Source organism: Pseudomonas sp. R1-43-08 (assembly GCF_003852255.1).
In the GTDB taxonomy this organism is placed as follows: domain Bacteria; phylum Pseudomonadota; class Gammaproteobacteria; order Pseudomonadales; family Pseudomonadaceae; genus Aquipseudomonas.
In genome coordinates this window covers 4330293-4343034 of the sequence record NZ_CP027734.1, presented here as the reverse complement: position 1 = coordinate 4343034, position 12742 = coordinate 4330293, and the positions used below count along the sequence as shown (strand labels likewise).

Here is a 12742-nt window from a genome sequence, read left to right as displayed (position 1 = left end):
CAGCTTGCATAAGCATCGGCTGAACCACCGCAATCGGGAGCAAGCCCCCTCCCACATTTGGGTCTCCAGTGTTTTCGAGACCGGTGTTCAGAACGCAAACGTTCCATCAAACACCGGCTTGTCATCCAGCGCCAACACGCCGCTGGCAAAGATCAAGTCCAGGTGATGGCTGCCTTTCTGCCCGCCACCCAACCCCAGGTGCAAGCCGCAATGGCGCTCTTCAAAGCCTGCGTTGCGCGCATACAAATCCTTCACGCCTTCATTGGTGCCAATCCCCAATTCCTCCACACGGCGGTTGGACGGGTTGGCATTCAGGTACTTGTTGAAGTCATCCGCCAGCCCCGGCACGTCGCTGGCCACGCTGCAGATGGTGGAGTTCTCGATCCACAGTTCCAGGGGTGACTCCAGCACGCCGTATTTGCGCGCAAAAGGGATGGTGCTGAGAAAGGTGCCGACAAACCGCACTTGCCCGTTGATGGCTTCGCTGTGGGTGGCAATCTCGCCAGGGGCCAGGTCGTGGTTGCCGACGCCGTTGATATTGGTCCACTTCTTGATGCTGCTCATCGGTGCTTCAAGGCGTGAGCCGTGCTTGTCGGTGAAGCTCAGCACGCTGGCCTCGGACATGCGCCGGATCAACGTGGCGTTGAGGTCGGCGATGCGTTGCGGTTCGACGCTGAAGGTGTCGTAGAAATAGTCGCCGTAGTCCTTGAACAGCAGCGACTTTTTCCAATGTTCGGCCATGACGCCGTGCAACGCGCGGATGAAGTCCGGGCCTTCGGCACGCGGGTTGGGCAGGGTCGAGGAATCGTAGAGAAACAGGTACAGGTCGCAGGCTTCGATGGCCTGGGCCAGGGTTTCGCTGGCGCTCAGGTCCAGGCGCTGCACCTGGAAATTGAAACGGGCGGCGCTGCCCTGGGTGATTGCCTGGGCGATGGCGTCGTAGCGTTCGGTATGGCCCAGCAGCACGGTAGGGCGGTTCACGCCCTGAAGGGCCGGGTGGTGAGCGAGATAGTAGAGAAAATGTTCGACAGCGCGGGCCTTGTCCATGACGAGTGTCCTTCTGTGCCTTGGGTAAGGGGGCAGGTGCCGTGCACGACACCTGCCGGATGCCTGCCGGGTGTTAGAAAGGCCACATCGCGGTGCCAAATGGCACAACGGCATCAGCTTGCATCATTTCAACGGCGGCCTCATGGGTCGGCGCTTCAAACCAATCGTCAAGTTGCAGTTCAGTTTCCAGGTCTTTTTCCAGTGCTTGCATGGTGTATCTCCTAGAGGACGTTGTTTGAGAACGGCTTGCCAGCGGCTCGCAGGCAAGTGAAGAGAACCTAGGAGAGAGTGTTTCAAAATGCAAAATATTTATTGACACGGTTTCATTTGGATTTTTTCTTCCGTTTTTTTGACGCTATTTTTTATCCAGGTAAAACAGCGGATTGGCTGAACCGATTCTTCAGACGAGTCTGACTGACAATTTTCCGTAAACCGTCATTTGAGCCTGACCGTAAAGCCAGTTTTCCGCTGCGTAACGTTAAGTTTACGTTATCGTCCTGCCCGCTTTGGGTGCAAATCCCCTGTAAGGAATACCTGACAGATTGTCGGGTGCACGTTCGTGGTGCGTGCCGAAGCTGTCGAGCGGTGTACAATGCGCCGCGTTTTACTGTGACCCCCTGTTGCGTACCCACGCAAAGGCCAAGACCCAGGGTGTATCCGCCCTGATCACTCCGTCCGGCCACGAGCCAGACGGGTTCGATTTCGTCACAGATAAAAACAAACAGGTGACGCATGACCGCTAGAAAGACGCTGTACTCCTGGTGCCTGCGCTGGGGTTTGAGCGGCGCTGCTTGAGTCGGTAATTCAAGGCAGCAACCTGCATTCAACCTCTTCAAACCTTGCGTGAGACCTTTTTCATGAGTGGACCCCATTCCTCTTCAGGCGAGCTGAAACGCGGCCTGAAAAATCGGCATATCCAGTTGATCGCCCTCGGTGGCGCCATCGGCACCGGCCTGTTCCTCGGCTCGGCCGGGGTACTCAAGTCCGCCGGCCCATCGATGATCCTGGGCTATGCCATCTGCGGCTTTATCGCCTTCATGATCATGCGCCAGCTCGGCGAAATGATTGTCGAAGAGCCGGTTGCCGGTTCCTTCAGCCATTTTGCCCACAAGTATTGGGGCGGTTTCGCCGGTTTCCTGTCGGGCTGGAACTGCTGGATTTTGTACATCCTGGTGGGGATGTCGGAGCTGACCGCAGTCGGCAAATACGTGCACTACTGGTGGCCGGAGATTCCGACCTGGGTCTCGGCGGCGGCGTTCTTCGTGCTGATCAACCTGATCAACCTGGCCAACGTCAAAGTCTTCGGTGAAGCCGAGTTCTGGTTCGCGATCATCAAGGTAGTGGCCATCGTCGGCATGATTGCCCTGGGCAGCTACCTGCTGGTCAGTGGCAGCGGTGGTCCGCAAGCTTCGGTGAGCAACCTGTGGGACCACGGCGGCTTCTTTCCCCATGGCGTGGGCGGATTGGTGATGGCCATGGCGATCATCATGTTTTCCTTCGGTGGCCTGGAAATGCTCGGGTTTACCGCCGCCGAAGCGGACCAGCCACGCACCGTGATCCCCAAGGCGATCAATCAGGTGATCTACCGCATCCTGATTTTCTACATCGGCGCGTTGGTGGTGCTGTTGTCGCTGACGCCGTGGGACAGCCTGCTGGCCACCCTTAATGCGTCGGGCGATGCCTACAGCGGCAGCCCTTTCGTGCAAGTGTTCTCGATGCTGGGCAGCAACACCGCCGCGCATATTCTCAACTTTGTGGTATTGACGGCGGCGCTGTCGGTTTACAACAGCGGCACCTACTGCAACAGCCGCATGCTGTTGGGCATGGCCGAGCAGGGTAACGCGCCGAAAGCGCTGGCCAAGATCGACAAGCGTGGGGTGCCGGTGCGTTCGATCCTGGCGTCGGCGGCGGTTACGCTGGTAGCGGTGTTGATGAACTACTTCATCCCGCAGCATGCGCTGGAGTTGCTGATGTCGCTGGTAGTGGCCACGTTGGTGATCAACTGGGCGATGATCAGCTTCTCCCACTTCAAATTCCGTCAGCACATGGACCGCACCGGCCAGGTGCCGCTATTCAAGGCGCTGTGGTACCCCTATGGCAACTGCGTCTGTCTGGCGTTCGTGGTGTTTATCCTGGTGATCATGCTGATGATTCCGGGTATCCAGGTGTCGGTGTATGCGATCCCGGTGTGGGTGGCGTTTATGGCTCTGTGCTATTGGTTGAAAAACAAGCGTAAGGCACAAACCGCCCTGGTCACGCCACAGACGGTGCTTGAGTAACCTCGTTTACCCTGAATAAAGAACCCGGCGTATCGCCGGGTTTTTTTGGACTGGCGGGACGCGTGGCGTATGCTGGTCAGCCTGAATCACGGACCCGTTCCAATGCTGGTAATTTCCAACAACGTGCACCTGCCCGACGCCGAAATCGAGCTGACCGCCATTCGCGCCCAGGGCGCCGGGGGGCAGAACGTCAACAAGGTGTCGAGTGCGGTGCACCTGCGTTTTGATATTCCGGCCTCGTCGCTGCCAGAGTTTTACAAGGAGCGGCTGTTGGCATTACGCGACAGCCGCATCACCAGTGAAGGCGTGCTGGTGCTCAAGGCCCAGCAATATCGCACCCAGGAACAGAATCGCGCCGATGCGCTGGAGCGCCTGGTGGAGTTGATCCTCAGCGCCACCAAGGTCGAGAAGAAACGCCGCCCGACCAAGCCGACCCTGGGCTCGAAAAAGCGTCGCCTCGAATCCAAGACCAAGCGCGGCAGCATCAAGGCCGGGCGCGGCAAGGTCGACTTCTAGGCTTCGCGTGCTTCGCGGGCCTTGGGCGCCTGGCGGTACAGGTACACACTCAGCAGCAAGCCACCCAGGGCGGCGAGGGCGGCGAACAGGAAGATCGACGCAAAGCCGAAGCCTGCCGCCACAGCCCCGGCCAATGGCCCGGTGATACCCAGCGATAAGTCGATGAACAACGAATAAGCCCCCACCGCCGAACCGCGACTTGAGGCGGGCACCAGGTTGACCGCTTCCACCCCCAGCGCCGGAAATACCAGGGAAAAGCCAAACCCGCTCAACGCCGCGCCCGCCAGGGCCAGGTTGGCGTCCGGCGCCAGCCACAGCAACAACAGCCCAAGGATCTCCACCGACAGGCAGGCAATCGCCACGCGAAACCCGCCGATACGGTTGATCAGGTTGCCGAACAGCAGGCGCGCACCGATAAAGCTGGCGCCAAACAAGCTCAAGGCCCACACCGCGTTATCCCAATGCTGGGTGGTGTAATACAAGGTGATAAAGGTCGCGATGGTGCCAAAGCCGATGGAGCCCAACGCCAGCGCGCAGCCGTGCGGTAACACCCGCCCTAGCACGTTCATGAACGGCAGACGCACGCCGGTTACGATGGGCGCGGCGACCTTGTTCCAGGCCAGCAACAGGCCGACTGCCGCCAGCAGGAGGATGCTCACGCCCATGCTCCACAGTCCGAAATTTCTTACCAGTAATACGCCCAACGGCGCACCGACCGCCAAGGCGCCATAACTGGCGATGCCATTCCAGGAGATGACCTTGGCGGTGTTCGCCGCACCGACCCGGCCGATGCCCCACCCGATGGCGCCCGAGCCCACCAGGCTTTCAGCACTGCCCAACACCAGGCGGCCGATCAGCAGGCTGGCGAGGCTCAAGGCCGGCAGGCTTGAAAACCACGCCGCGAGCAGCATGAACACTCCGCTCACGCCACACCCCGCCAGGCCGATCAACACCGCGCGCTTGCTGCCCAGATTGTCGATGATTTTGCCCGCATACGGGCGGCTCAGCAGGGTGGCCAGGTACTGCACGCTGATCACCAGGCCGGCAATCACCGCGCCATAGCCCAGTTCGCTATGCACATAGCCCGGCAAAACGGCCAGGGGGATGCCGATGTTCAGGTAACCGATAAAGGTGAACAGCACGATGGAAACGACTTGCAGCGTGACCGCCATGGGGCGCTGGGTATCTGGCATGGGAGAGGTCCACTGTCGCAGCAGGTAAAGATAGGCTGCTAATGATACCGGTGGTTTGGCTCGCGTAGGGCGCTAAAGCGCAAAAACCTCAGACCGGCAAGACCTCAGGGTTGCGCAGGGGCCAGCAATTGGGTAGTGACCAGGGCGGCCAAGGCGTTTTCCTGGGTACCGAAGCGCTTGAGCAACGTGGCTTGTTTGTCCGCGCTGAGGCGGTTCCACACCTCGATCATTTGCAAGGCTGCGTCGAGGACGGCGGTGTCCGGGGAATCGGGAAGGGTGTCGGTCATGGCGGGTATCCCAGGGTTCAGGCAGTGTGGAAAACGCTTGAAGTGGCGCTTTCCACACGGTCTGGTACGGCGTCAGTCCTGGCGTTTGCTGTCGACTGGTTTGGCTTGTTTGGCTTCAGGCTGCTTTGGGCTGGCCTGCTGCGGTGTTGGCTGCTCTGTTGGGTGCAGGCTTGGGAAGGGGAGATTAGGTATCTCGTGCATCGTCGTCGCTCCTCGCAAGGTCTGTTTTAAATCGCGGGTGATTGCGCGCTCTCAAAAAGCCTTGGCAGGATACAGCACCGTAAATGACAAATAGACTTTTATATCCACGAAAACTAGAACGGCACCTTGCCCAGGATCATGTCGCGGTACATCACAAAATCACCCAGCAGGCTGTAAAACGGGTGCTGAAAGGTCGCCGGGCGGTTTTTTTCAAAGAAGAAGTGGCCGATCCAGGCAAAGCTGTAGCCGGCAATCGGCACGGCCAGCAGCAGGCCCAGCGAGCCTCGACCCACGGCATACGCCAGAATGCCGATCACGAGGGTGGTGCCGATAAAGTGCAGGCGCCGGCAGGTGCTGTTGCCATGCTCTGCCAGGTAATACGGGTAAAACTCGGCGAAGCTATTGAATCGCTTGAGGTTTTCCACTGTGGCCGGCCCTTTGATTGTTATGCCGCCCAACAGATGTTCGGCGGGGAGCTTATTGGAGTCTAGAGTGATCGATGGTTACAGCCAGTGACAATAGATGCCACTTTAGTATCCTTGCCTTCCTGGCCTGCCATTCAGGCCCGCTTTATTCAAGAAGACGCAATGAGCGAACGAACAACTTCTGCAAGCTGGGCGATGGGGATAGTCAAGGCCTTGGAAATGGACGGCCTGGATTGCCGGGCCCTGTTCCAACAACTGGGGCTGGACTACGCCGCCCTCAGTGATCCCGACGCGCGGTTTGCGCAAGACGCCATGACCCGTTTGTGGCAGCGCGCGGTGCAGGTGTCGGGCAACCCGGCAATTGGCCTGAACATGGGGAAAGTGGTGCGCCCGGCATCGTTTCATGTGGCCGGTTATGCCTTGATGTCCAGCAACACCCTGGCCGAAGGCTTTGGGCGCCTGGTGCGTTACCAGCGCATCATCGCCGAAAGCGCCGACTTGAGCTTCCGCTTGTTACCCGAGGGTTATGCGCTGATTCTGACAGTGCACGGTGACCATCTGCCGCCCACCCGGCAAAGCGCCGAAGCCTCGCTGGCCAGCGCGTTGGCGCTGTGCGGCTGGCTCACCGGGCGAACCCTGCAACCGCGTAAAGTACTGTTGCAAGGCGCTCAGCCGGTCGACCTGGCGCCCTATAAACAGGTGTTCCATGCGCCGCTGGAATTCAATGCACCCTATGACGCGCTGATTTTCGAACAGGCTGACATGGATGCCCCGCTGCCCACGGCCAACGAGGCCATGGCGCTGCTGCATGATCGGTTTGCCGGTGAATACCTGGCGCGCTTTTCCGAAAGCCGCGTGACCCACAAGGCACGGCAAGTGCTGTGCCGCCTGCTACCCCAGGGCGAACCCAAGCGCGAAGTGGTGGCGCAGACGTTGCACCTGTCCCAGCGTACCTTGCAGCGGCGTTTGCAGGAGGAGGGCACCAGCTTCCAGACCCTGCTCGATGACACCCGCCGCGAGCTGGCCGAGCAATACCTGGCGCAGCCGAGCATGACCTTGCTGGAAATCGCCTACCTGTTGGGGTTCGCCGACCCGAGCAACTTCTTTCGCGCGTTTCGCCGCTGGTTTGACGCCACGCCCGGCGAATACCGGGCGCGGTTGCTGCAAGCGTCGAGCGTCAGTGACGCCAGAACGCCGGAATACAAAGCACAAACACCGTAATAATTTCCAGCCGCCCCAGCAGCATGCCCAGCGACAGAATCCACTTGGCCGCATCCGGCAGGCTGGCGAAGTTGCCGGCCGGGCCGATGGTTTCACCCAGGCCGGGGCCGACGCCGGATACGGTGCTGGCCGCGCCGGTCAACGCGGTCATCCAGTCCAGCCCCAGCAGTGACAGGGCCAGCGCGATGGCGCAGATGGTGACGGCGAAGAAAAACGAAAAGGTCAGGATCGAGCGTACGATTTCTTCATCGAGACGATGGCCGTTGTACTTCTGTTTGATCACCGCACGTGGGTGAATCAGCTGGTTAAGGTTGGCCTTGAGCAGGATATAGGCAACCTGGAAGCGGAAGATCTTGATCCCGCCGGCGGTCGAGCCCGAACAGCCGCCGATAAAGCCCAGGTAGAAGAACAGCATCAGTGAGAAATTGCCCCAGAGGCTGTAGTCCCCCAGCGCGAAACCGGTGGTGGTCACCACCGAGGTGACGTTCAACGCCACATGGCGCAGGGCGTCCAGCCAGTGCAGGTTGGTGGTCCACCAATACCAGGTGCCAAGCACCAGCCAGGTCACCAGCAGCAGGCCGAGCAAACCCTGCACCTGCTGGTCCTTGATCAGCGCCTGGCGGTTGCCGCGCAATGTCGCCACATACAGGGTGAACGGCAAGCTGCCGAGGATCATCACCACGACCGCCACCCAGTGCACCGCCGGTTGCTTCCAGTGCGCCAGGGATTCATCGGAGGTGGAAAACCCGCCGGTGGAAATCGCCGACATGGCGTGGTTGATCGCATCGAACAACCCCATGCCGGCCCACCAGAACGCCAGGCTGCCGAGTATGGTGATGCCCACATACGCCGCAACGATCAGCCGCGCCACCATATGGGAGCGCGGCATGACCTTTTCCGAACGGTCCGAAGATTCGGTCTGGAACAGGCGCATGCCGCCGATGCGCAGCAGTGGCAGGATCGCCACCGCCATGCCGATAAAGCCGATGCCGCCGAGCCAGTGCAACAGCGAGCGCCACATCAGGATGCCCGGCGACATGCTGTCCAGCCCACTCAACACCGTGGATCCGGTGGCCGTGATGCCGGACATGCTTTCAAAAAACGAGTCGGTGTAGCTGATGTGCTGGGTCAGCAAAAACGGCAGCGCCGCGAACACGCACACCACCACCCAGCTTGTCACCGTCAGCAGGTACATGTCCCGTGGGCGCAGGTGCACATGCTCGGGGCGACCGGGAATGACCAGGGCCAGGCCGGCGATAAAGGTGATCATGCTGGCCCACAGGAAAGACGGCAGATCGCCGGTGCGTTCGAAGATCACCAGGGTGGCCATGGGCACGACCATGGCGATCGCAAGCGTGATCAGGAAGATGCCGATGATGAAACCGATGATGCGCAGGGTCGGCAACGCCATGAAGTTCGCTCTGAAGATTGGGCAGAGGCGCCATTCTACCTGCGGTGCAGGTCTTGTAAACCGAGGGTTTGGACGCGACATAGCGCAAATTGTGGGAGGGGGCTTGCTCCCGATGGCGCCGGGTCAGCAAATACATTTGTCACTGACACACCGCTATCGGGAGCAAGCCCCCTCCCACATAGGTTTTGTGGTGAAGATGGCGCAAAAAAGGCGACCCAAAGGTCGCCTCATTCAACTGCGCCTTGATCAGAACTCGTGATCAGCGCTGTCCGGGTTCAGGTCGCTGATGCCCAGTTTGCCCGCAGCGGCTTCGATTGAACCGGTCTGCTTGACCAGCGCGGCGATTGCGTCACGTACGATCTGGTTACCCGCATCGTTACCGGCTGCGATCAACTGGTCGTAGTGCTCGCCCTTGGCGGCGTGGTCAACCATCACCTGGATCTTCGCTTCGGTCGCCGCCAGGTCAGCCTTGAGGGCTGTATCGGCCGCCGGGTCGGCTTTGGCGACCAGGGACGACAGGCTCGGGCCGGTCAGCTTGTTGCCGTCGACGCGGGTGTACTCGCCCAGGTAGACGTTGCGGATGCCCTTGGCGTCATAGAAGTGCGAGTTATGCGTGTTGTCGCTGAAGCAGTCCTGCTCGTCTTCCGGCGAGTTGGCCTCCAGGGACACCTTCATGCGTTCGCCGGCCAGCTCGCCGAGGGACAGGCTGCCCATGCCGAACAACATTTTGCGCAGGCCGTCGGTAGCCGGTTCCGACTCCAGGGTGGCGCGGTAGTTGTCTTCGACGTTGGGCTTCCAGTTGCCGACCATTTCCTGCAGGTCGCTGACCAGCAGTTGGGTCACGGCGCGCAGGTAGGTACGACGACGCTCGTTGTGGCCGCCGGTGGCACCGTCACCGGTCATGTAATCTGATGCCGGGCGGTTACCCGCGCCCGGACCGGTACCGTTGAGGTCCTGGCCCCAGAGCAGGAATTCGATGGCGTGATAGCCGGTGGCGACGTTGGCTTCGGAACCGCCCAGCTCATTGAGGCTGGCGAGTTTTTCCGGGGTAATCTCCTTGACGTCGACCTTGTCTTCGCCGACCTGGACCTCGGTATTGGCGATGATGTTGGCGTTGGCGCCTGGGTTGCCCAGTGCGTGTTCGTAGGATTTGTCGACATAGTCGATCAGCCCCTCGTCCAGCGGCCAGGCGTTCACCTGGCCTTCCCAGTCGTCGATGATGGTGTTGCCGAAGCGGAACACTTCACTCTGCAGGTAAGGTACGCGCGCAGCGATCCAGGCGGTACGGGCCGCTTTGAGCGTGTCGTCGTTCGGGTTGGCCAGGAAGGTGTCGATGGCGGTCTGCAGGGTTTTCGCGGTGGACTCGGCGTCGCTGTACACCGCAAACACCATGTCTGCGTAATGCGCGACCACGGCCTTGGCGGCAGCCTCGTCGACCTGGCCCGCAGGCGCGGCGGGCGCTGGGGCGGTAGTGCTGGCAGCGGCAGGCGCCTGAGGCGCGGCGGCCTTGTCTTTACCTTCGCCGCAACCGGCGAGAGAAATGGCGATAGCCAGCAGACTGGCGGTGGCCAGGGGCATACGAATCATGGCGAACATCCTGCTTCGGTTGTTGATAGGGCGCGCGCGCGGGCGCAAAAGCTGCGACATAATGCGAAAGATTTGCATTTTGTGTAAAGGCTTATACGCGTGAAATATTTGGAATCGTTCGGCCCGCTCAAAGAATCGCCGCGTTATTGCGTTCCGATTGCTTCAAGTAAGCCGCCAACTCCCGGGCCGGCAGCGGTTTGCTGTAGTAGTAACCCTGGCCTTCATGGCAGCCCTCGGAAATGATGTAGGCCTCCTGTTCGGCGGTCTCCACGCCTTCGGCAATCACCTGCATGCCCAAGCTTTTGCCCAGCTGGATAATCGCCCGCACGATGGTCGCATCGTCGTCTACGTCCAGCAGGTCCTGGACGAAGCTCTTGTCGATCTTGATCTTGTCCAGCGGCAGGCTTTTGAGGTAACTGAGGGATGAATAACCGGTGCCGAAGTCATCGATGGCGATCAACGCCCCCGAACGACGCAGGCTCAACAGGTGTTGGGCGGCGGTGCTGATGTCTTCCATCAGGCCCGTTTCGGTGACTTCCAGCTCCAGGCTGCGCGGCGGCAGGCGATAAATCTGCATCAGGTTGTTGACCACCCGCGGCAATTCGGTGTGGTGCAACTGCACGGTGGACAGGTTGACCGCCATGCGCAGCTCGGTGAAGCCCTGGTCATGCCACTCGCGCAGTTGGCGGCACGCCTGGTCAAGCACCCATTCGCCGATGGGAATGATGGTGCCATTCTGTTCCGCCAGCGGGATGAACAGGTCCGGCGGAACCAGGCCGTGTTCCGGGTGCTGCCAGCGAATCAACGCCTCTACACCGACCACGCGCAGGTCGCGATAGCTGATCTGCGGTTGGTACACCAAGTGGAACTGGTCGCGGCTCAAGGCATCGCGCAGGTCTTTTTCCAGCTCGCGGCGCCGACGCATTTCGCTGTCGACGCTGGCGATATAGAACTGATAACGGTTGCGCGAGCGGCTTTTGGCCAGGGTCATGGTCTGTTCGGCTTTCTGCAGCAATTTCTCCGTGCTGTCGCCGTCTTCCGGGAACAAGGTGATGCCGATGGTGGCGCGCAAACGAATCTGGTCCTGGTCGAGGGCGAATTCCGCTTCCAGGTCATCCAGAATGCTTTGCGCCAGTTCGGCGGCTTCGTAGGGCTGGTCGATATCGGCTTGCACCAGGGCGAACTGGTCGCCCCCCAGGCGTGCGAGCGCGCCGAGGCGACCGCTATGGGCGCGCAAACGATCGGCCAGTGCCAGCAGCAGTTTGTCGCCGTTCTGGTAGGTGAATTGTTCGTTGACGCTCTTGAAGTCATCCAACCCCACGCACAACACCGCCACCCGGCGCTGACGACGGCCGGCGTCGGTCAGGATCCTGTCCAGTTGCTCCTGCAACTTCTGGCGGTTCGGCAGGCCGGTGAGAAAGTCATACTGGGCCATGCGCAACAGGCTGGACTCGGCCGCGTGGCGCAGGTGGGTGTTGCGTTCGATGGATTCGAGCAACTGGTTGGCGGTGTTTATCCACAGGCCCAGCTCATTACGTTCATGCCCCTTGAGCTGCGGGATCTTGTGCTCGCTGGGCCGGTCCGGGTTGATCGACGTCAGGTGCTCGATAATCCGCGACAGCGGTTTGGTCAGCAGCCAGTGGTACACCAGGTACAGCACCAGGCCCATGGCCAGGGCGCGCAGCACGCCGGAAATAAAGATGATTACTGAGCTGACAATAAAGCCTTCGCCGTAGGTGGCGGTGTCAAGGGTAATGCTCAGGTCGCCGTAGTACTCGCTGTAGGGGCCCTTGCCGACCAGGGCGGTGGTGAAGGTGCGTTCCTGTCCCAGAATCAGGTCGGTCAACCAGCGGCTGGAAGATTGCTGCAAGGCGCGGCTTTTTTCCGCGAGCATGGTTTCGTTGGGATGACCGATGGACGCGACGCGCACGGCGTCATCCTGAAACAGCCCTTCGATCACCTGCATGCCCATTTCGCGGTCCAGGCTATACACGGCCTGGGTCGAGGGGTCGCGAAACATGTCGAGAATACGTTGGGCATCACCGGCCACGGCCTGGCGCGTCTTGTAGGCATCGAACACGATCTGCGCCACGCTCAGCGCTACGCCCACGATCAATGCCGAGAGCAAGACAACCCGTAGCAACTTCACCGACAAGCTGTTTTTGAGTTCCAGCTTCAAAGGGGCATTCCTTGTCTCATGCGGGTGGCCTTCAATATGCCATGAGTATTGGCAATCGGGCGATGGCAGTCAAAGGAACATTGGCGCGCAAGGCGACTTCACACCTGACAGAAAGGAAAAAACCAGAAAAACGGCGGATTCGTTCCGCCGTCTGACTGTTTGACTAACGCGCTGCATGCCAACGGTAGCTTGGCATTTCAAACGCATTGATTAACTGACTGAAAAATCAATCTTCGGCGGTGGCGGTGGCATGTTGTCCTCACCGGGGCGCTCTGGTGCTTTCGCGCCACCTTCATCGCCGCCGCCACCTGCACCACCGGCAAGACCTTTCATCAGGCCGCTGATGAGTTGCATCGCCATCTGCCCGCCTGCTTTTCCGATTTCTTCCATCTTTTT

12 protein-coding genes are annotated in these 12742 nt (G+C 60.2%); 3 read left to right on the top strand and 9 right to left on the bottom strand.

Annotation, left to right across the window (positions count from 1 at the left end; translation table 11 throughout):
• Nucleotides 1–87: 87 nt before the first annotated feature.
• Nucleotides 88–1047: a leucyl aminopeptidase gene (locus tag C4J87_RS19905; protein WP_124368134.1), complete on the bottom strand. Its 960-nt coding sequence runs from the start codon at nt 1045–1047 to the stop codon at nt 88–90.
• Nucleotides 1048–1120: 73 nt separating this feature from the next.
• Nucleotides 1121–1258 carry a hypothetical protein gene (locus C4J87_RS26175; protein ID WP_003237751.1) on the bottom strand — a complete coding sequence of 46 codons (138 nt, stop codon included), beginning with the start codon at nt 1256–1258 and terminating at the stop codon, nt 1121–1123.
• Nucleotides 1259–1904: 646 nt separating this feature from the next.
• Here C4J87_RS26175 and C4J87_RS19900 point away from each other — a divergent pair.
• Nucleotides 1905–3326 carry an amino acid permease gene (locus tag C4J87_RS19900; RefSeq protein WP_124368133.1) on the top strand — a complete coding sequence of 474 codons (1422 nt, stop codon included), beginning with the start codon at nt 1905–1907 and terminating at the stop codon, nt 3324–3326.
• 102 nt (nt 3327–3428) lie between these two features.
• Entirely contained in the window at nt 3429–3842 is a 414-nt protein-coding gene (gene arfB, locus C4J87_RS19895; RefSeq protein WP_016975416.1) for an alternative ribosome rescue aminoacyl-tRNA hydrolase ArfB, read from the top strand.
• Here the strand turns inward: arfB and C4J87_RS19890 are convergent.
• The 3 genes from C4J87_RS19890 to C4J87_RS19880 form a co-directional block, all read right to left on the bottom strand.
• Complete coding sequence (locus C4J87_RS19890; RefSeq protein WP_124368132.1) at nt 3839–5035, bottom strand: MFS transporter; 1197 nt, start codon at nt 5033–5035, stop codon at nt 3839–3841. The two genes, arfB and C4J87_RS19890, sit on opposite strands and share 4 nt — an antisense overlap.
• A 104-nt stretch (nt 5036–5139) precedes the next feature.
• Nucleotides 5140–5322, bottom strand: coding sequence for a hypothetical protein (locus C4J87_RS19885; protein ID WP_124368131.1), 183 nt, complete (start codon nt 5320–5322; stop codon nt 5140–5142).
• Between the two features lie 314 nt (nt 5323–5636).
• Nucleotides 5637–5948 carry a DUF962 domain-containing protein gene (locus C4J87_RS19880; protein WP_124368130.1) on the bottom strand — a complete coding sequence of 104 codons (312 nt, stop codon included), beginning with the start codon at nt 5946–5948 and terminating at the stop codon, nt 5637–5639.
• 162 nt (nt 5949–6110) lie between these two features.
• Between C4J87_RS19880 and C4J87_RS19875 the strand changes: the two genes are divergently transcribed.
• Nucleotides 6111–7169 carry an AraC family transcriptional regulator gene (locus C4J87_RS19875; protein ID WP_124368129.1) on the top strand — a complete coding sequence of 353 codons (1059 nt, stop codon included), beginning with the start codon at nt 6111–6113 and terminating at the stop codon, nt 7167–7169.
• Here the strand turns inward: C4J87_RS19875 and C4J87_RS19870 are convergent.
• The 4 genes from C4J87_RS19870 to C4J87_RS19855 all read right to left on the bottom strand — a co-directional run bounded on the left by C4J87_RS19870 (nt 7126) and on the right by C4J87_RS19855 (nt 12736).
• Nucleotides 7126–8580, bottom strand: coding sequence for a TrkH family potassium uptake protein (locus C4J87_RS19870; protein WP_124368128.1), 1455 nt, complete (start codon nt 8578–8580; stop codon nt 7126–7128). The two genes, C4J87_RS19875 and C4J87_RS19870, sit on opposite strands and share 44 nt — an antisense overlap.
• Nucleotides 8581–8826: 246 nt before the next feature.
• Nucleotides 8827–10167 (bottom strand): imelysin family protein, encoded by a 1341-nt coding sequence (locus tag C4J87_RS19865; protein ID WP_124368127.1) that lies wholly within the window; start codon nt 10165–10167, stop codon nt 8827–8829.
• A 127-nt stretch (nt 10168–10294) separates the two neighbouring features.
• The gene (locus C4J87_RS19860; RefSeq protein ID WP_124368126.1) at nt 10295–12346 is read right to left on the bottom strand and encodes a bifunctional diguanylate cyclase/phosphodiesterase; all 2052 of its coding nucleotides are present in this window, start codon (nt 12344–12346) and stop codon (nt 10295–10297) included.
• A gap of 210 nt (nt 12347–12556) precedes the next feature.
• Nucleotides 12557–12736 carry a hypothetical protein gene (locus C4J87_RS19855; protein WP_104504514.1) on the bottom strand — a complete coding sequence of 60 codons (180 nt, stop codon included), beginning with the start codon at nt 12734–12736 and terminating at the stop codon, nt 12557–12559.
• Nucleotides 12737–12742: the final 6 nt, after the last annotated feature.

What these genes read in the sequence shown, in the direction of transcription:
- C4J87_RS19905 (WP_124368134.1), bottom strand. Translation starts at nt 1,047, where the DNA reads ATGGACAAGGCCCGCGCTGTCGAACATTTTCTCTACTATCTCGCTCAC.
- C4J87_RS26175 (WP_003237751.1), bottom strand. Translation starts at nt 1,258, where the DNA reads ATGCAAGCACTGGAAAAAGACCTGGAAACTGAACTGCAACTTGACGAT.
- C4J87_RS19900 (WP_124368133.1), top strand. Translation starts at nt 1,905, where the DNA reads ATGAGTGGACCCCATTCCTCTTCAGGCGAGCTGAAACGCGGCCTGAAA.
- arfB (WP_016975416.1), top strand. Translation starts at nt 3,429, where the DNA reads ATGCTGGTAATTTCCAACAACGTGCACCTGCCCGACGCCGAAATCGAG.
- C4J87_RS19890 (WP_124368132.1), bottom strand. Translation starts at nt 5,035, where the DNA reads ATGCCAGATACCCAGCGCCCCATGGCGGTCACGCTGCAAGTCGTTTCC.
- C4J87_RS19885 (WP_124368131.1), bottom strand. Translation starts at nt 5,322, where the DNA reads ATGACCGACACCCTTCCCGATTCCCCGGACACCGCCGTCCTCGACGCA.
- C4J87_RS19875 (WP_124368129.1), top strand. Translation starts at nt 6,111, where the DNA reads ATGAGCGAACGAACAACTTCTGCAAGCTGGGCGATGGGGATAGTCAAG.
- C4J87_RS19870 (WP_124368128.1), bottom strand. Translation starts at nt 8,580, where the DNA reads ATGGCGTTGCCGACCCTGCGCATCATCGGTTTCATCATCGGCATCTTC.
- C4J87_RS19865 (WP_124368127.1), bottom strand. Translation starts at nt 10,167, where the DNA reads ATGATTCGTATGCCCCTGGCCACCGCCAGTCTGCTGGCTATCGCCATT.
- C4J87_RS19855 (WP_104504514.1), bottom strand. Translation starts at nt 12,736, where the DNA reads ATGGAAGAAATCGGAAAAGCAGGCGGGCAGATGGCGATGCAACTCATC.